Here is an 18093-nt window from a genome sequence, read left to right as displayed (position 1 = left end):
CTTCTCGCTTCTCGCTTCTCGCTTATGCTGCTTGTATGGCCAATAGCTCTTTTGCACTGGCTCGGGTGGTTTCACTGATCGATTCACCACCGATAAGACGGGCAATTTCGTCAACACGATGCGCATCTTCTAATGGCTTCATCGACGTGAAAGTTTCCCCTTTGATGACTTTCTTACTGACAAAAAACTGTTGATGACCACTACACGCGACTTGCGGTAAATGGGTAACACATATGACTTGCGTCGACTTTCCAAGCTTACGAAGTAATTTACCAACCTGAGAGGCGGTTGGGCCAGAAATACCCACGTCGACTTCATCGAAAATAAGCGTTGGCGTCGTCACTTTTTCAGCGATAATCACTTGAATAGCCAAACTGATACGAGAGAGTTCACCACCCGAAGCAACTTTTGCTAAAGCTTGCAAAGGTTGACCTGGATTCGTTGAAACTAAAAACTCTATGGCATCAAAACCCTCACTATTAGGTCTAAGCTCTGGTTTTGGCTTCAATTCAATTGCAAACTTACAGTGTTTCATGGCTAAATCATCCATGCTCGCACTAATAAGCTTCTGTAGTTTTTTCGCCGACTGGCTTCGACTATCACTCAGCGTCAGCGCTGCTTGTTGGTAAGCTGACAGTGTTTGAGCTATTTCTTGCTCTAGAATATCTATACGGGCGTTATCAGAGCTAATATTATCAAGCTGCGCTTTTAACGATTGATGATGTTCATAAAGTTCTTCAGGTCTAACATGATGTTTACGAGATAGATCCATGATTTTAGATAATCGCTCTTCGACTTCTTGCAATCTGAGTGGGTCTTGATCAATTTGGTCAGCATAGTCTCGAATTTCTCGACTTGCCTCTTCAACTTGTACAACGGCTTCCTCTAGCAACTGAGCGATGTTACAAAGGCTGCTATCAACACTGGTCAAGTTATTGAACTGTTGTGCACTATGCTGTAGCTGGCTTAACACTGTGGTACCATCTTGCTCATATAAAGCCATTAACTCCTGTTGGCAGGTATTAATAATGGTCTGGCTGTGGCTCAGCCGATATTGTTCTTCTTCAATTTGCTTAAATTCATCAGCTTCAAGCGAAAACTCGTCTAATTCAGCCACTTGATATTCTAGAAGTTGCTGTTGTGCCGCTTTAGCCTGCTGTTCTTTTAAAAGCGTTGAATACTCTCGCTGTAATTGATGGTAATGCTGAAATTGATTTTTTACGGCAGTTTGTAGGTGAGTGTGGCCTGCATAAGCATCAATGAGATGAAGTTGATGTTCAGTTTTTAATAGTAATTGGTGAGCATGTTGTCCATGGATGGCGATTAAATATTCGCCTAACTCTTTAAGTTGACTGGCAGTAACTGAAACGCCATTTATGTAACTCTTACTGCGACCACTTCGGCTAATGACACGACGTAAAATACAATCATGCTCATCGTTATTTAGCATATGTTCTTTAAGAAATTGCTGAGCCTTAGGGAGTTGCTGAATATTGAATTGTGCCACGATCTGAGCGCGATCAGCACTCGGTCTGATCGCACGCGCGTCCGCTCTTTCACCTAAGCAAAGTGATAGAGCATCTATGGCAATAGATTTACCTGCACCAGTTTCGCCCGTGATGGCTGTCATGCCATCACGCCATTCAATATTTAAATCATTTACAATTGCGAAGTTACTAATTTCAAGGCTGATCAACATATCTGTATATCCAAACAGTATCTATACTGTTAATTTATACAGTAGTTAAGAATAAATCAAGCGTGAAATTAAATTTGTGCTGTAGCGAGTTTATTCACTTCAGTTTGATTGTTCTGATCTGAATCAGCGTCTATATCTATTTCATCTTTATCTTGGTTTTCAACATCTGTAATGTCAGCAGTTTTTAATAAAGTGATCATTGCAGGCAGTGATTCATAGTAGAAATCTTTGTTATACGCGACACCATTTGTCGGAAGCTCTTTTGCAAAAGCAGTCATGGTGTCTTTTAAAGTATCTATGGTGTCCTTTTCACGATGCTTATGCACTTCTTCACCCACAGTTAAAATAAACAACTCAACTATGCGCTCGAGTTGATTTAAGTTGTCTTCTGTATGTGCTTGCACAACAAAAAAGTTATTAACGATGGTGTTAATCGTGCCACTGTATTTTGAGGGTATAGCGCCGGCTGCAACAAATTCAGAGGTTTTAGTTTTAAAATGCAGTGTTACTTCATTGTGTCTTTGGTTAAAAACCTGCTTCTCAGCATTTTTTGCTTTTTTTCTATTATTTTCGATAACAAGATAAACGCCTAAAAGTGTGATTAGTAGCACGATTGTGGCGATAATAATGTAATTCATAACGTGTGTACTTCCTGATAGTTATGTACCGATTTTGAATGTTTTAATGGGCTTAGTAAAGTCTACTGCCCCAATTCAATTTTTGTCTTAGGACATCATAGTATGAATAGCTTTTCGGATGAATCAAGCGTAAAGATTTTTCTGCTTTTTTTATAACCACTTCATCACCTGGTAAAACAGCTAGGACCACATGGCTGTCACAACTGACTTGTAAGCTATCTGTATTTTCCAAGCTGAGTTTTAACCTGACTTCTTTATCGCCATCCACAACTAACGGCCTACTTGATAAAGTGTGGGGAAACATAGGGACAAGCGCCATGGCATTTAATTCTGGTGTAAGGATTGGGCCTCCACCAGAAAGAGAATAGGCTGTTGAGCCTGTCGGTGTTGAGACGATTAAACCATCTGAACGCTGCGAGAACACAAACTGATTATCAATAAATGCTTCAAACTCAATCATGTGTGCGACTTTATCGGCATGTAATACTGCTTCGTTCATGGCGGAATTGGCACTTTTTAATTCATCATGACGATAGACTTCGACTTCTAATAAGAAGCGTGATTCAGCAATGAATTCACCTCTTAGCACTTCTTCAAGCGCAGGCTCAAAGCCATCAGGGTTAAGGTCGGTTAAGAAGCCTAGGTTACCCCGGTTAACACCTATAACGGCGACATCAAATCGCGCTAGTACCCTAGCGGCACCGAGCATATTGCCATCACCGCCAATAACAATGGCCAGATCACAGCGTTTTCCCAGTTCAACTAATTCAATGAGTCCTTCAGGGGCAATTTCTTGAACTTGTGCGCCAACACGCTCTTCTACAAGTACCTCGTATCCTAATGCTTGCAAAAAGGTATAAAGGCGGTGTAATGTCAATGCCGCACCTTTGTGATTAGGTTTACCGATTAAGCCTATGGTTTTAAAAGGGCTTGTCATGATTATTTTCCTTGATTAAGTTAGCGCAAGACTAACCGAAAAACATTTAAGAGAAAACTTTTTTGATGGCCTGTGGATAAAGTATGAAATTAAGTCCCAGAGATCAGCAAATTTTTACTGCTGTGATGAGTATGTATTGCAATGGCGAAGGCCAGCCTGTGCCGTCGAGTAAAATAGCAAAACAAAAAGGCATGGCTGTTTGCTCTGCTACTGTAAGAAACGCGATGGCTCGGCTTGAAAAGATTGGCCTACTTTGCTCTCCTTACACTTCAGCAGGAAGAATGCCCACCGATGCCGGCTTTAAGTTCTGGCTAAGTGAATATTTAAACTTATCTGATATTGGCCACTATTGGCAACCTGAGCAGTCTAAACTCGTCGAATTAGCGCACTCTCTCAGTCAAAAATATCAAGTGTGTTGTTGTGTTGGGTTACCACAAGCGAGTTCACAAATAATTTTTAGGGTAGAAGTGCTTGGTTTTGATAGTAGTTCATGGTTAGTACTGTTAATTGATAGAGCAGGGCAGTCACAGAATATTTTGATTGATAAACCTGACTTTGAAACCGACGCACAGCGTTATCAATTTGCCTCTTGGATGAATACAGTTTTTAGTCAACAGCCTTTGAAAGAAGGTTTGCAACGCATGTTTGCAATGGCAAATAGCGCACCTAAAACTTGTACAGCTCAATTAACACAATGGACTGCTCAACTTCATCAGCAACTAGGTTCAGATAACTGTATTTTGCTTGGAGAAAGGCATTTATATAACGCCATAGAGTCAGATAAAGAGCTCAACCTTGGGGTTGGGTTTCTTCACGATATTGAAGATAAATTGGCTTTTAAAAATGGTTTATCACTCATCATGGGAAATGAGTTATCTAGTTATCAATTGGGCGAAACAGTGATTTTAAGCCTGCCTTATTTTGAAAATGGTGAATATCAGAGTCGATTTTGTGTGATTTGCTCAACTTGTGCACCAATCGAAGCAATTATTGAAGAATTTTCGTTGGCGAGTACTTGAAACTGATTTTTCCATCCCCATAATGTCCGCAGTTGTAAGATTTTGGAGAAAAATATGTCTGAGCAAAATAATGCCCCTGAGCAAGAAGTGGTAGAGCCTGTTGAGCAAGTAGAAGTAGAACAAGAGCAAGCTCAAGAAGAAGTACAAACTGAACTAAGCCCAGAAGAAGAGATTGCAGGCTTATACGCAGAGCTTGAAGCTGCTAAACAGACTATTACAGATCAAAAGGACAGTGTTGTACGTGCCGCAGCTGATGTAGAAAACATTCGTCGCCGTGCTGCACAAGATGTAGAAAAAGCACATAAATTTGCACTAGAAAAGTTCGCTAATGAGCTTTTACCTGTGATCGATAACCTTCACCGTGCCATTGAGTTTTCTGACAAAGAGAATGAAACACTTAAGCCAGTACTTGAAGGTGTTGAAATGACGCTTAAGAGTTTTGAAGATGCTGTTGCTAAATTTGGTGTTGAAACTGTAAATCCACAAGGTGAAGTGTTCAATCCAGATTTCCATCAGGCAATGTCAATTCAGCCTAGCAATGATGTAGCACCAAACACAGTACTAGCTGTGATGCAGAAAGGCTATACTTTAAACGGCCGTTTACTTCGCCCTGCGATGGTAATGGTATCTAAAGCAGCTGAATAATCAGTTTCTGTTTATTGAATTGAAACGGGCTCATTTGGCCCGTTTTTTATTGCCTAAATTATATTGTTTAAGCAAAATTTTATTTTAAAATAATCATATACACTTAAAACTTCCTTTAAAGGAATCGCTATGAAAAAACTGATCGGCATTGTTGCCTTATCTTTATTGGCTGCAGGTTGTAAAACCTCTCCAACAGGGCGAACACAAATTGCGCTTTACTCACCACAAAAGATGAATGAGATGGGGGTTGCTAGTTTTGCCCAAATGAAAGAGCAGCAAGCCATAGAAACAGATAAAAACACCAATGCTTATGTTCGCTGCATAGCAGATAAGCTGGTAGCACAGTTACCCACGCAATATGCAAATCAAGACTGGGAGGTTGTCGTTTTTAAAGAGGACAGCGCCAACGCTTTTGCCTTACCTGGTGGAAAGATTGGTGTGCATACAGGGCTATTAAAGGTTGCTAAAGATCAACATCAACTTGCCGCGGTTATGGGCCATGAAGTGGGTCACGTTATCGCCGAGCACGCCAATGAACGAGTTTCTCAAAATAGCTTGTTGCAGTTTGGCTTGCAGGCAAGTGATGTGGCATTGCAAATGGGTAATGTGGAATACCGCCAAGCGATTATGCAAGGTTTAGGTGTTGGTGCTCAAGTAGGGGTCGCTTTACCTTTTAGCCGCTCTCATGAAAGTGAAGCCGATGTAATTGGTTTAGATCTAATGGCAAAAGCGGGATTCGAACCAACTGGTTCAGTGAAACTTTGGGAAAATATGAATAAACTCAGTGGTGAGCGCCCAGCAGAGTTTTTATCAACTCACCCAGCGCCAGACACACGTATGCAAACTTTGAATAGTAAAATGCCTGAAGCTGAGACACTAAAGCGTTCAGCATGGCAAAAAGGGCTAAAACCTGAGTGTAAATAACCCGATTTTGAAAGTAAAAGGTTGCATTTATTCAACCTTTTCTCACTATTTAGATTAATTGATCTATCTCAATTTAGTTCAACACTTACGCAAAAGGCGGACATAAGTCCTTATGTAGCTCGGTCTATTTTCTTATGCTCGCCGCACTCTTATGTCAAGGGTCAACACTATTTGATAAGGCTAGTAAATAATTGGCTACACTTATCAAAAAGCTGTTTTAACTAAACACAACTGAGTGGACCATTATGCAACAATTACCTACGGTAGATTACCGCGCAGATGACGCAGCTGCGCAATTCGTTGAATCTCTTCGTAATACAGGATTCGGCGTTTTAAAGAACCACCCAATCCCACAAGAATTAGTTGAATCAATTTATAAAAATTGGCAAGAGTTCTTCTATACAGAAGAGAAACACAACTTCTTATTCGATAAAGAAAATCAAGATGGTTACTTCCCACCAGAAGTTTCAGAAGTTGCAAAAGGCTTTACTGTTAAAGACATAAAAGAATACTTCCATGTTTATCCAAAAGGCCGTGTTCCTGCACAATTAGACGCTGAGATCCGTGAGTACTACCGTATTGCAAATGAGTTTGCCGCTGAGCTATTAAGCTGGGTTCAATCACAGGCACCAGAAGACGTTAAAGCGAAGTTTTCAATTGATCTAAAAGATATGATCAAAGATTCTGAGCAAACTTTACTTCGCGTGCTTCATTATCCGCCAATGACAGGTGATGAAGAACCAGGTGCTATTCGTGCAGCGGCACACGGTGATATCAATTTACTTACTGTACTTCCAGCTTCAAATGAGCCAGGTTTGCAAGTTCAAACACAAGATGGGGGCTGGTTAGACGTACCATGTGATTTTGGTAACTTAATTATTAATATCGGTGACATGCTTCAAGAAGCATCAGGTGGCTACTTCCCATCAACGATTCACCGTGTTATCAATCCATCAGGTAAAGCGTCTAAGAATTCACGTATTTCTCTACCATTATTCTTACACCCAAAACCTGAAGTTGTATTATCTGAGCGTTACACTGCTGATAGTTACTTACAAGAGCGCCTTGAAGAACTAGGTGTTAAGTAAACTTTTACTGGAATTCAAGACACAAAAAAACCCTAACATCTGTTAGGGTTTTTTATTAGCTGAGTTTTTTAAGTTAAAAGTCACGAGGTGAAACAAATGCGCCTGCTTGAATTTCTTCATAGGTTTGCATAGCAAGTTCATCTAATGGGTCAAGTGAGCGACCTCGACTGGTGATTTCATGTGTTACAGGTAAAATATCAATGTCTTCAAATCCAGACATTTGCGCTATTTTTGCAAAAGTATAAGCATGTTTGTATTTCTTTTGTTTGAAGAAAATACTGACAAGGCTGCTGTATACCTCTAATTTTGGTTGTTGACCCGCTTCGTTTAATTCCAGTACTCGATAAAGTAAATCTACAGTTTTCTCATCATCAAATTTAGCGTAATAGGTTGCTAAAAATAACTGTATTTCAGCATCATTTTTAACATTGTCTTGGTCTTGCATATTCAACAGCTTGTTCATTGCAAAACGACTGTTATTTCTGGACCAATGGTAGTAGAGCAAACCTGGATGATCAGTTTGTTTTGTATCTTGAAAAATACGGTTCATTTCTTTAAGGCTAGTTAAGTGACCTTCAACACGTGATGTGGTTTTTTCTTTTAACTTTATATGCTCAATTTTAGCAGCCAGAGATACACAAGAGTCATATGACTCTAACTTTTTTAGTAAGTCATATTTGTTGTCATCAGTAGGTGATTTGTATTCGTGATATCTGGCAAATATAAGATCAGAGCGCAGATCTTTACAGTGACTATCTTTATTTAAATCTTCACAAAACCCAGGTGTTTCTTCGCACACTTTGTTTAAGGTCAGGGATTGCTCACAACCTACAAGGGTGAAAATACTTAGTGCGAGCAGCGTCCGCAGTGCCATCTTGCTTCCTCTTCATTGTTTTAATTGTGTAAGGCTATGTTTGTTTTTCATTTGATAAGCCTAATATACGTGTTTTATGAGTTTCAGCGTTATTACACTAAAAAACAGCATAAAAAATAACTCTAAGTAGTTTAGCCTAATGAATTAGACAGTAACAGTGGAGAATCGTAGCAGTTTAAATTAGAATAGCGGTGCCCTAAGGGGCTATCCGTTCAAAAAATTGTTTAATTAGGCAGAAAAAATGACCTTATCTCACGAGCAAGAATATCAAAATAGCTGGCAAGAACGCCAAGATTATGCTGAAAACATGCAACCAATCATTGGTCGTTTGTACCGTAACAAGGGTGTTGAAATCGCTGTTTACGGTCGTCCACTTGTAAATACAAGCACAATCGACGTGATCAAAGCTCACAAGACTGTGGCACGTTTCGAAGAAAGCAAACTACGCTTACGTGAAAGCTTCCCATTCCTAGAAGCTATTAGCAAAATGGATTTAGCACCTGCACGTATTGACCTAGGCAAATTAGCTTATGGTTATGTTCATAAAAATGCAGGCGAAGGTCGTTCAATTGAAGAATACCTAAACGCTGAATTAGCAGACATCGTAAACAAAGGCGACAATCAAGAGCCTCGTGATGTTGTTCTTTACGGTTTTGGCCGTATCGGTCGTTTATTAGCACGTCTACTTATCGAGCGTGGTGGCTCTCACACTGATCTACGCTTACGTGCAATCGTTGTTCGTGGTGGCCGTGACGGTGACCTTGAAAAGCGTGCAAGTCTGTTACGTCGTGATTCAATCCATGGTCCTTTCAATGGTTCAATCACCGTTGATAACGAGCGTAACGCAATCAAAGCTAACGGTAACTATATCCAAGTTATCTATGCTAACTCTCCAGATGAAATTGATTACAATGAATACGGTATCAACAATGCACTTATCGTTGATAACACAGGTATCTGGAAAGACAGAGATGGCTTAGGCCTTCACCTTAAGTCAAATGGTGCTGCTAAAGTGCTTCTAACAGCGCCTGCAAAAGGTGACATCAAAAACGTGGTTTATGGTGTTAACAATAAAGACATCCTTTCTGAAGATTCAATCGTTTCAGCGGCGAGCTGTACAACGAATGCAATCACACCAACACTTAAAGCACTTAATGATAAGTTTGGTATCCAGAATGGTCACGTTGAAACAGTTCACTCTTACACTAACGACCAGAACCTGATTGATAACTACCACAAAGCAGAGCGTCGTGGTCGTGCAGCAGCACTGAACATGGTTATCACGTCAACGGGCGCGGCTAAAGCTGTTTCTAAAGCACTACCTGAACTTGAAGGTAAGTTAACTGGTAATGCTATCCGTGTTCCTACGCCAAACGTTTCAATGGCAATTCTTAACCTAAACTTAGAAAAAGAGACAACGGTTGAAGAGCTAAATGAGTACTTACGTGAAACATCACTGTACTCTGACCTTCGTGATCAAATTGATTACACAGCGTCAACAGAAATCGTTTCTACTGACCTAGTAGGCAGCCGTTACGCAGGTGTTGTTGATTCTCAAGCAACAATTGTTGATGGTAACCGTGTTGTACTATACGTTTGGTACGATAACGAGTTTGGTTACAGCTGTCAGGTTATTCGTGTTATGCACGATATGGCTGAAGTTGAATTCCCAAGCCTACCTCGCTAATAGCGAAAAGTAATAAAAAGCCAGCTTTAGCTGGCTTTTTTAGTTTTTGAACTTAAATCGGTGTGATACTCTTTAAAAATTATTTTTACAAGTGAATTACACTTCCTAAACGATAAAGACAAAAAGTTAATGTTTGTCTGCGACTATTGCGTCGTTAATTTATAAAAAGAAGGTTACGGATGAAAATCACCAGTAATTTTGACAGTGGTAATATCAAGGTGCTTGCGAGCAACGAGCCACTCGATATTCAACTAGCTATCAACAACGATAATGAATCTGAATTTTTTCAGTGGTTTCATTTTCGTTTAGAAAGCACACCATTTTTACAACATAAAATGCAAATTGGTGGTCTAGAAAAATCAGCTTATCCGGAAGGGTGGGATGACTATCAAGCGGTGGCATCATATGATCGCCAAACTTGGTTCCGTGTTCCTACAGCATACGAAAACGGTACTCTTACTATTGATTTCGAACCTGAGCAGAGCCATACCTATTTTGCTTATTTCGCTCCTTATAGTTATGAGCGTCATTTAGACTTACTCTATTGGGCGCAAAGCCATGATGCATGTGAAATTGAAACTCTTGGCGAAACGCTAGACGGTCGTGATATCAGTTTGCTTACGATTGGCGAACCTGAAGAAGGTAAAAAGAAAATTTGGATCACTGCCCGTCAGCACCCGGGTGAGACAATGGCAGAGTGGTTTGTAGAGGGCTTACTTCACAAGCTTCTAGATGACGAAGACCCACATGCAGCAGCATTACTTTCAAAAGCTGTTTTCTATGTAGTCCCAAATATGAACCCTGATGGCAGTGTTCGTGGTCACCTTCGTACAAACGCAGTAGGTGTTAACCTTAACCGCGAGTGGGCTGAACCGAGCCTTGAAAAATCACCAGAGGTTTTCCATGTGTTAAATAAGATGCATGACGCAGGCCTAGATATGTATTTAGATATTCATGGTGATGAAGCATTACCTTATAACTTTGTTGCTGGTAGTGAAGGTATCCCAAGTTATGACACGCGTTTAGAGTCATTAGAAAATGACTTCAAAGCAGCACTACTTACTATTACACCTGAGTTCCAAGATGAGTTTGGCTATCCAAAAGATGCGCCAGGTGAAGCTAACTTAACGGTTGCATCTTGTGCTGTGGGTGAGGCGTTTAAAGCGTTGGCTTACACGATTGAAATGCCGTTTAAAGATAATGCGAATCTACCAGACCCATATTACGGTTGGTCTGACAGACGTTCATATCAATTCGGTCAAGATACGCTTGCTGCAATTGTATCGGTTGTAGACAAACTAAGATAATAATCAACAGTAAAATCAAAAGGTAGCACCACGGTGCTACCTTTTATGTATAACAATAATGAGGATGTTCCATGGATGCATTTGGGCAGTTTCTAGATTCTCTAGATGGCATGTTGGGGGGAGCAGCTTGGTTCCCATACGTATTACTTGGTGTGGGTTTATTCTTCACCATTTATCTTAAATTCCCACAGATCAGATATTTCAAACATGCTTGTAAGGTGGTAACCGGCAAGTTTGATAAAAAAAGCCATGAAGGTGACACAACGCACTTCCAAGCGCTTGCGACTGCGCTTTCAGGCACCGTAGGTACTGGTAATATAGGTGGTGTGGCACTGGCAATCTCAATTGGTGGTCCTGCAGCGCTATTTTGGATGTGGATGACTGCATTTTTTGGTATGACGACTAAATTTGTAGAGGTAACCCTATCTCACAAGTATCGTGTTAAAACAGATGATGGCACGATGGCTGGTGGCCCAATGTACTACATGGATCGTCGTTTGAATATGAAGTGGTTAGCCGTATTATTTGCTGTCGCAACTGTCATTAGCTCTTTTGGTACAGGTAGCTTGCCGCAAATTAATAATATTGCTCAGGGTATGGAATCCACCTTTGGTTTTGAGCCTTGGCATACCGGTGGTGTGCTATCTATCTTACTTGCACTTGTTATTTTAGGTGGAATTAAGCGCATTGCAGCAATCACTTCTCGTGTTGTGCCACTGATGGCTGCGGTATATATCATTGGTGCATTGGCAGTAATCTTCTACAATATTGAAAATATAGCTCCTTCATTTGCAGCTGTGTTCACAGACGCATTTTCAGGCTCTGCCGCAGCGGGTGGTTTCTTAGGCGCATCATTTGCTTATGCCTTCAACCGTGGTGTAAACCGTGGTTTATTCTCGAACGAAGCAGGTCAAGGTTCTGCACCAATTGCACACGCATCAGCGAAAGCAGATGAACCAGTATCTGAGGGGATGGTGTCAATTCTTGAGCCTTTCATCGATACCATCATCATCTGTACTTTGACAGGCTTAGTTATCCTTTCTTCTGGTGTATGGACTGAAAAATTTGAAACACAATTTGAACGTTCATCCATGGTCATTTTACAAGGCCAGTATTCTGAAGATAACGAAGAAAATCGCCAATCACTTTATAAGTATTTAAATGGTCATAAAGACCATGGTGTAGCGCTTTATAATGGTGAACTTCATTCAATACAGGGTAAAGCGGTAGAGAAAGACTTTACCATTATTCACTCTCGCTCAATTGCTGAAGATGTGCGCTTCGGTTTAACTGAAAAACACGTTTACACGGGCACGATTGAAATTAAAGATGGTATGCCTGTAGACAAAGATATTATGATCACCGGTAAATCTTTAGTACATTCTGCTGAGCTAACAACTAAAGCATTCAGCCGAGGTTTCTTTGGTGAAAATGGTAAATATATCGTATCAATCGGCTTATTATTATTTGCTTTCTCGACAGCAATTGCGTGGTCTTATTATGGCGACCGTGCAATGATTTATCTACTTGGTAGCAAATCAGTGATGCCTTACCGTGTATTTTATGTTGCAGGCTTCTTCTGGGCATCATTTGCAGACACGACTTTAGTTTGGAAACTAGCAGCAGTTGCAATTGTTGTGATGACCTTACCCAACTTATTCGGTATTTTCTTACTCCGCAAAGAAATGAAAGAGTCAGTCACTGAATACTGGGATAAGTTCAATAAAGAGCATCCAAACGAAAAATAAATCGTTTTTGAACGTACCTTAGTAAAAGACTTTTGGTACAAAAACGAGTAAAATGGCGTCCTCGAGACGCCTTTTTTGTATCAGCAGGAGTCATAAATATGGCAATAGTTTCTTGTCCAAGTTGTAACGAGTCTATTTCAAGTAAAAACAAGGTTTGTCCACACTGTGACCTTCAGCTCGGAGAAGTCAGCGAAGAGCAATTAGCTCGAATTGCTGCACGTAAAAGAGTTAAAAAGCAACAGATGTTTATGAATCACTCTTTTCTTGCATTGATCCTTTTCCTCGGCGGTTTCTTATATCTTTATTCGCGCCAGCCAGCGCCCGATTCAATCGAAATGTGGTTAACCAGAGGTGCCATTGCAATTGGCTGTTTCTGGTATTTAGTAAACAGAATTATTTTAGTGTATTTAAAAAAGAAAAAGTGACATGAACATAGACAGCTTAGTAAATAATTTAACACCCGAATTATTTGAGCGTTTGCAGTATGGGGCCTCAACAGGTAAGTGGCCAGATGGCACTCCACTGACAGAAGCTCAAAAAGAGCAAACAGTGCAATTAGTTATGCTTTATCAGGCTAAAGTAGCCAAGACTAACGAGCAATTCACCATCAACGCAGAAGGTGAAATGGTACAAAAGTCAAAAAGAGAACTACAACAAGAATTTAAAAAAGAAAATGAAATAGCTAGGTTCAGTGAAAATGATCTTTAAACACCTTTTTACACCAAAATGGAAACACCCTAAAACTGAAGTAAGACTTCAGGCGCTTAATAAGCTAGAGCAAGACAAGGATGCCGATGTTTTAAAGACAATGGCATTAGAAGATAATTCGACTGAAATCAGACAAAAAGCGCTAAACAAATTAAATAGCTTGAGTCTTTGGTGGCAAGCTTACAAGCAAGATCAAGCGCTTAAAGATCTAGCAGAACAACACATTAGCAGCGCAGTATTAAACGGTAAAAGTGAACTTGATAGCAATATTCGTCAAGAGTATGTCGATAGATTTGCATCGAAACGTGTACTAGAAAAGTTAGCTTTCTCTGAGTCAAGCCTAGAAGTTCGCGTAAAACTATTAAAGCGTCTTGCTCAACCTAAACTCATAGAGCAGAGCTTTAAGCAAGACGATGAACAACTGCAGTTGTTGCTTTTACCTTTGGTCGAGCAATACGGCTTACAAAAGCAGTTATTGAAATCAGCGAAGGGCCAAGCGAAATCGGCACTTGAGCAAGCTCTTGAGCAACAAAAACTGGCAAAAGAAAAACCGGCTGAAGTACTTGCACAAGTCAAAATGATTTTAGCTAAGCTTAATGCGCTTAGAGACAAGCACGATTACAAAGAAGTAAACAACCAATTCAAAATATTAACTGAGCAGTGGCAAGGCCTCGAATTGTCTTGGTTAGACGAAGAAGCAGTTAAAGAAAATGAGCAAAAGTACAGCGCAATAGAAGCACGTATTTCTTCACATTTAGCTGCTTTAAAAGCGGAGTTTGAAGCATTAGAAAAAGCTGAGCAGGCGAAGCGAGAAAAGCAGGCATTTCTTACTGAAGTTGAGTCACAATTGAATTTGGCTGAACAAGCCTTGGTAAATGCACTTGAGCAACTAGATGTTTCAAAACAGGCAGAATTAGACATTCAACTCAGTCAATTACGTAGCAAGATAACATCAAGTGCGTACAGTGATGTACTTGTTAAGCATTTAGATACACTTGTAGATTTAGAAAGCCAATTAAAGCAGTTACCTGAGCTGGTTGTTGCAAATCAAGCCGCACAAACTGCACTTGAAGCACTTGCTAATATCACGGCAACAACAGAGTTGAGTGAGCTTGATGACACATTAAATGCACAAAAATCGGCTTACAATAATGCGAAAGGCATTATTGAACAATTACCTAATACTCTAAAAAAACCAGCTAAAGCAAAGCTCAGTGCGTTAAGCAAGCAGTTTAAAGCAGCCATGGCTGAACAACTTGATGCGCAACAAAATGAGCTTAAACAAGCTAGACGTAAAGCCAAAGATGTTCAACGATTGGTTGAGCAAGGCCGAAGTAAAGTGGCTTTTGGTGTGTTTAAAGGATTCACTGAGCATTTCGAGCGTTTAACGGCAGCAAATCAAGCACAGCTCGAACCACTTAGAGAGCAAATTTCTGCTCAGTTAGATGATATTCGTGATTGGCAGAAGTATGCGTCAGCGCCAAAGCGTGTTGAGCTTTTGACCGCTTTAGACAGTCATATTGAAAACTGTGATTTAGCGCCCAAGCAACGTGCTGAGTTAGTTAAGAAGTTGCGTGCACAATGGCATGAATTAGGCCGAGTTGATACTGACGAAGAGAAGCTACAAGCAAAGCAGTTCGATGAAAAGCTTGAGTTGCTATTTGCACCTTGTCGTGCCTTCTTTGCTGAGCAAGAGCAACAACGTGAAAAAGCAAAACAAGCACGTGAAACTTTGATTAATCAAATATCAGAACTTGCGGTAACAGACACATCACTTGAAGGGTTTAACTGGCGTGAATATGAAAGCCAGTTTAATAAGTTAAATAAACAGTGGCGTGCAGCAGGCAGCGTTGACAGTGACGTATATAAATCACTGAATAATGCATTTAAAGCGCAGGCAAAACTCATTGGTGATGCGATCCGTTCACAACATGAACACAATGCTCATTTAAAGCAAGGCCTAGTTGATACAGCTGCTGAGCAAATTGCGGCTGAGGATTTAGCCCAAGCGTGCGATGTATTGAAATCGTTACAAAAGCAATGGCAAACAATCGGTTTTGCAGGCAACAAGAAAGAAAACCAGTTATGGCAAGCTTTCAGAGAGCATAACGATGCCGTGTTTGCGAAACGCAGTGCGGAATTTGAATCTCAAAAAGCAGAGAAAGATGCACTGAGCTCAGAGCAGCAGCAACAATTTGATGAAATTAAAGCTGAGTTGCCTGAAAACGGTAGCGAAGCTGAAATCAAAAAGTTGATTTCTCAATTATCTGAAATTGATTTTCTGCCAATGGTTAAAAAGCAAGTTCAAAAGTTCATTACTGAATTGCAGCAGAAGTTAGTTGAGCTTGAGCAGCTTGCCAATACCGCTAGATTCGATGCACTAAAAGTGGCGCTTGAAAATGGTGGCTCGGTCCCTGCTGAGTTTATTAGTAAAATCGGTGTGAATTTGTCTAGTGAGCAGTTGATTTTACGCCTTGAAATCTTATCAGACAAAATGAATGATGAGAGCTCAAGCCCTGAGCGCATGGCAGAACAAGTTGCTATGTTAGATGATAAATTGCAAGGTCAAAACGTAGATTTTGACCATTATTTATCTGCATACTTATCAAATACGCCTACTGCTGAATTACAGTCAGAAAGATTGCTTAAACTTCTTTAGAACCTAGTAATTCTTATAAAAAAACCACGCAATTGCGTGGTCTTTTTATATGCTTTCAATATTATGTCTAGAAAAAACTAGGTCACAGATTGAGGTCAATTCAAAATCTCATTCAGCGCAGCATCAAGTGTTTTAAACTTGAATTTAAAACCTTGCTGTTCGAGCTTTTCAGGGATGACATTTTGCCCATATATTAATAGGTCAGACATTTCGCCAAAGAGCAGTTTCAAAATGAATTCTGGCATAGGAAACAAAGCTGGGCGTTTTAAGTTTTTTGCGAGTATTTGACTAAAATTAGTATTACTAACAGGCTCAGGGGCTGTCAGGTGAAACGCACCATGGGCATTTGGCGCATCAAGTAAGAATACGATGGAGTTGATCATGTCATCGATATGGATCCAAGACATCATTTGTTTACCTGATGCCATTTTACCACCCAATCCTAACTTAAAAGGGGGGAGCATTTTGTCCAAAGCACCGCCTTGTTTACTAAGTACAATACCTGTTCGTAGCAGGCAAACTCTCACTTCAGGTGACTGTGCCTGTAGTGCGAGTTCTTCCCATTGTTTACAGAGTTGATGGCTAAATTCAGGGTAGGTTGACGAGTATGACTCAGTGATAATATTCTCAGCAGGTTGACGACCATAAAAACCAATGGCACTTCCAGAAATAAACACTTTAGGCGGTGCATCACTGGCATTTATTTTAGTGACGATCTGCTCGGTAATACCTAAACGGCTTTGAAAAATTCTTTGCTTTTGTTGAGCGCTCCATCGCTTGTCTGCGATGGGCTCTCCAGCAAGATTAATCACAGCATCCAAATCATCAAAATTTAAATCTTCAAGGTTATCAATAAATTTGATTGAATTAGGTAATGTGCTTTTAGCTTTGTTCATGTTTCTAGTTAAAGCTATCAGTTCGTGCTTGTCAGCGAGCAATTTACAAAGTGCGGAGCCAATTAACCCCGTTGCACCTGTTATCAGTATTTTCATCCTACAACCTTAGCGCTTATATTTAGTTTTTATACGTTAAAAATCATTGATGGATCAATTAAGTATTGTTGAAGTAGAATGAATGTAAACTTGTTTTCGAAGGAATTTATGTGTCGTCTCTTCAAGGTTTAAGTAAAAGCTTAGTGATCATTGCGTCACTGTTTATTGTGCTGGCAGGCCTAAAACTGGCCACAGATATCATTGTACCATTTATATTGGCTGCATTTATTGCCATCATCTGTAATCCATTACTAAGATTCTTTGCTCGCTATAAAGTACCTAAAGGCATTGCTATCTTACTTATCATGTTAATGATAGTGGCTGTTGGCTCTAGTTTAGCTGGCCTCGTAGGTCAATCTTTGAATGATTTTTCAAAGCAATTGCCACAATATAGAGAAGATTTACAGGCCCGTTTTGTTTGGCTGGTTGATACTGCCGCACAGTACAATATTTTGATCGACAAACAACAGCTCATAGCCTTGTTTGATCCGGGTAAAATGATTGATATGGCTACCAATATGCTGACTGGGTTTGGTGCGGCCATGGCCAATATTTTTTTAATCATCTTAACAGTGGTGTTTATGTTATTCGAAGCACCGATGATCAATAAGAAAGTGCATTTGGCCTTAGATGACCCTGAAATGAGACAAAAACAAATTGATAAATTTTTAGAATCAATTAACTCTTATTTGGCCATTAAAACTTTGGTGTCTTTAGCAACTGGTTTTTGCGCTGCGTTGTTACTTTGGATATTAGATGTTGACTACTTTGTTTTATGGGGCGTTGTCGCGTTCTTATTAAATTATATTCCTAATATCGGCTCTATTATTGCCGCAGTGCCTGCGGTTTTAATTGCACTTATCACCCAAGGTCCGCTTGTCAGTGGCTTTGTTGCACTTGGTTATGTGGCGATAAATACGGTTATGGGGAACGTTATAGAGCCTAGATATATGGGTAAAGGGCTTGGTTTATCTACTTTAGTTGTGTTCCTTTCTTTAATCTTCTGGGGCTGGTTGTTTGGGACTGTGGGAATGCTGTTATCAGTACCATTAACCATGGTGGTGAAAATTGCCTTAGAAAATAGCGAACAAGGGCAGTGGCTAGCGACTATGCTAGGTAGTGGTGAAGAAACAGAATCAAAGCTAAGTTAATCAACAATAAAAACGGC

At 40.1% G+C, this 18093-nt stretch carries 16 protein-coding genes; 11 read left to right on the top strand and 5 right to left on the bottom strand.

Annotation, left to right across the window (positions count from 1 at the left end; all coding sequences use genetic code 11):
• Window positions 1–22: 22 nt before the first annotated feature.
• The 3 genes from recN to nadK form a co-directional block, all read right to left on the bottom strand.
• Window positions 23–1699 carry a DNA repair protein RecN gene (gene recN / locus C1E24_RS07210; protein WP_138480124.1) on the bottom strand — a complete coding sequence of 559 codons (1677 nt, stop codon included), beginning with the start codon at window positions 1697–1699 and terminating at the stop codon, window positions 23–25.
• A gap of 68 nt (window positions 1700–1767) precedes the next feature.
• A complete protein-coding gene (locus C1E24_RS07205; RefSeq protein WP_138480123.1) occupies window positions 1768–2337 on the bottom strand; it encodes a hypothetical protein in 570 nt (189 codons plus the stop codon).
• A gap of 52 nt (window positions 2338–2389) precedes the next feature.
• Window positions 2390–3274, bottom strand: a complete 885-nt coding sequence (nadK, locus tag C1E24_RS07200) for an NAD(+) kinase (protein WP_138480122.1) — start codon at window positions 3272–3274, stop codon at window positions 2390–2392.
• A gap of 83 nt (window positions 3275–3357) precedes the next feature.
• Here nadK and C1E24_RS07195 point away from each other — a divergent pair, with 83 nt between their 5' ends.
• The 4 genes from C1E24_RS07195 (at window position 3358) to C1E24_RS07180 (ending at window position 6950) form a co-directional block, all read left to right on the top strand.
• Window positions 3358–4293, top strand: coding sequence for an HrcA family transcriptional regulator (locus C1E24_RS07195; protein WP_138480121.1), 936 nt, complete (start codon window positions 3358–3360; stop codon window positions 4291–4293).
• A 54-nt stretch (window positions 4294–4347) separates the two neighbouring features.
• Window positions 4348–4938, top strand: a complete 591-nt coding sequence (grpE, locus tag C1E24_RS07190; RefSeq protein WP_138480120.1) for a nucleotide exchange factor GrpE — start codon at window positions 4348–4350, stop codon at window positions 4936–4938.
• Window positions 4939–5067: 129 nt separating this feature from the next.
• Window positions 5068–5862, top strand: a complete 795-nt coding sequence (locus C1E24_RS07185; protein ID WP_138480119.1) for a M48 family metallopeptidase — start codon at window positions 5068–5070, stop codon at window positions 5860–5862.
• 245 nt (window positions 5863–6107) lie between these two features.
• The gene (locus tag C1E24_RS07180; RefSeq protein WP_138480118.1) at window positions 6108–6950 is read left to right on the top strand and encodes an isopenicillin N synthase family dioxygenase; all 843 of its coding nucleotides are present in this window, start codon (window positions 6108–6110) and stop codon (window positions 6948–6950) included.
• A gap of 73 nt (window positions 6951–7023) precedes the next feature.
• On the opposite strand, the gene C1E24_RS07175 is transcribed toward C1E24_RS07180, so the two are convergent.
• Complete coding sequence (locus C1E24_RS07175; protein WP_138480117.1) at window positions 7024–7824, bottom strand: DUF2989 domain-containing protein; 801 nt, start codon at window positions 7822–7824, stop codon at window positions 7024–7026.
• A gap of 241 nt (window positions 7825–8065) precedes the next feature.
• Here C1E24_RS07175 and C1E24_RS07170 point away from each other — a divergent pair, with 241 nt between their 5' ends.
• From C1E24_RS07170 to C1E24_RS07145, 6 genes are all read left to right on the top strand, one after another.
• A complete protein-coding gene (locus tag C1E24_RS07170) occupies window positions 8066–9511 on the top strand; it encodes a glyceraldehyde-3-phosphate dehydrogenase (protein WP_138480116.1) in 1446 nt (481 codons plus the stop codon).
• Between the two features lie 179 nt (window positions 9512–9690).
• Window positions 9691–10818 carry a M14 family metallopeptidase gene (locus C1E24_RS07165; RefSeq protein ID WP_138480115.1) on the top strand — a complete coding sequence of 376 codons (1128 nt, stop codon included), beginning with the start codon at window positions 9691–9693 and terminating at the stop codon, window positions 10816–10818.
• 71 nt (window positions 10819–10889) lie between these two features.
• Complete coding sequence (locus C1E24_RS07160; RefSeq protein ID WP_138480114.1) at window positions 10890–12566, top strand: alanine/glycine:cation symporter family protein; 1677 nt, start codon at window positions 10890–10892, stop codon at window positions 12564–12566.
• A 98-nt stretch (window positions 12567–12664) separates the two neighbouring features.
• Entirely contained in the window at window positions 12665–12991 is a 327-nt protein-coding gene (locus C1E24_RS07155) for a hypothetical protein (protein WP_138480113.1), read from the top strand.
• Between the two features lies 1 nt (window position 12992).
• The gene (locus C1E24_RS07150) at window positions 12993–13274 is read left to right on the top strand and encodes a YeaC family protein (RefSeq protein WP_058030038.1); all 282 of its coding nucleotides are present in this window, start codon (window positions 12993–12995) and stop codon (window positions 13272–13274) included.
• The gene (locus tag C1E24_RS07145; RefSeq protein WP_138480111.1) at window positions 13264–15933 is read left to right on the top strand and encodes a DUF349 domain-containing protein; all 2670 of its coding nucleotides are present in this window, start codon (window positions 13264–13266) and stop codon (window positions 15931–15933) included. The genes C1E24_RS07150 and C1E24_RS07145 overlap by 11 nt, the downstream gene beginning before the upstream one ends.
• A gap of 95 nt (window positions 15934–16028) precedes the next feature.
• On the opposite strand, the gene C1E24_RS07140 is transcribed toward C1E24_RS07145, so the two are convergent.
• On the bottom strand, window positions 16029–16925 hold the full coding sequence (locus C1E24_RS07140) for a TIGR01777 family oxidoreductase (protein ID WP_138480109.1): 897 nt from the start codon (window positions 16923–16925) through the stop codon (window positions 16029–16031).
• Between the two features lie 110 nt (window positions 16926–17035).
• Here C1E24_RS07140 and C1E24_RS07135 point away from each other — a divergent pair, with 110 nt between their 5' ends.
• Window positions 17036–18076 (top strand): AI-2E family transporter, encoded by a 1041-nt coding sequence (locus C1E24_RS07135; protein ID WP_138480107.1) that lies wholly within the window; start codon window positions 17036–17038, stop codon window positions 18074–18076.
• Window positions 18077–18093 lie beyond the last annotated feature (17 nt).

This window comes from Pseudoalteromonas phenolica, assembly GCF_005876835.1.
Taxonomy (GTDB): Bacteria; Pseudomonadota; Gammaproteobacteria; order Enterobacterales; family Alteromonadaceae; genus Pseudoalteromonas; species Pseudoalteromonas phenolica_B.
Note: the sequence above shows the minus strand (reverse complement) of the source record. Positions and strands in the feature narration are given on the sequence as shown.

Coding starts and splice junctions, on each gene's coding strand:
- C1E24_RS07150 (WP_058030038.1), top strand. CDS start 12,993: ATGAACATAGACAGCTTAGTAAATAATTTAACACCCGAATTATTTGAG.
- C1E24_RS07195 (WP_138480121.1), top strand. CDS start 3,358: ATGAAATTAAGTCCCAGAGATCAGCAAATTTTTACTGCTGTGATGAGT.
- C1E24_RS07140 (WP_138480109.1), bottom strand. CDS start 16,925: ATGAAAATACTGATAACAGGTGCAACGGGGTTAATTGGCTCCGCACTT.
- C1E24_RS07160 (WP_138480114.1), top strand. CDS start 10,890: ATGGATGCATTTGGGCAGTTTCTAGATTCTCTAGATGGCATGTTGGGG.
- recN (WP_138480124.1), bottom strand. CDS start 1,699: ATGTTGATCAGCCTTGAAATTAGTAACTTCGCAATTGTAAATGATTTA.
- C1E24_RS07175 (WP_138480117.1), bottom strand. CDS start 7,824: ATGGCACTGCGGACGCTGCTCGCACTAAGTATTTTCACCCTTGTAGGT.
- C1E24_RS07165 (WP_138480115.1), top strand. CDS start 9,691: ATGAAAATCACCAGTAATTTTGACAGTGGTAATATCAAGGTGCTTGCG.
- C1E24_RS07145 (WP_138480111.1), top strand. CDS start 13,264: ATGATCTTTAAACACCTTTTTACACCAAAATGGAAACACCCTAAAACT.
- nadK (WP_138480122.1), bottom strand. CDS start 3,274: ATGACAAGCCCTTTTAAAACCATAGGCTTAATCGGTAAACCTAATCAC.
- grpE (WP_138480120.1), top strand. CDS start 4,348: ATGTCTGAGCAAAATAATGCCCCTGAGCAAGAAGTGGTAGAGCCTGTT.
- C1E24_RS07185 (WP_138480119.1), top strand. CDS start 5,068: ATGAAAAAACTGATCGGCATTGTTGCCTTATCTTTATTGGCTGCAGGT.
- C1E24_RS07180 (WP_138480118.1), top strand. CDS start 6,108: ATGCAACAATTACCTACGGTAGATTACCGCGCAGATGACGCAGCTGCG.
- C1E24_RS07155 (WP_138480113.1), top strand. CDS start 12,665: ATGGCAATAGTTTCTTGTCCAAGTTGTAACGAGTCTATTTCAAGTAAA.
- C1E24_RS07170 (WP_138480116.1), top strand. CDS start 8,066: ATGACCTTATCTCACGAGCAAGAATATCAAAATAGCTGGCAAGAACGC.
- C1E24_RS07205 (WP_138480123.1), bottom strand. CDS start 2,337: ATGAATTACATTATTATCGCCACAATCGTGCTACTAATCACACTTTTA.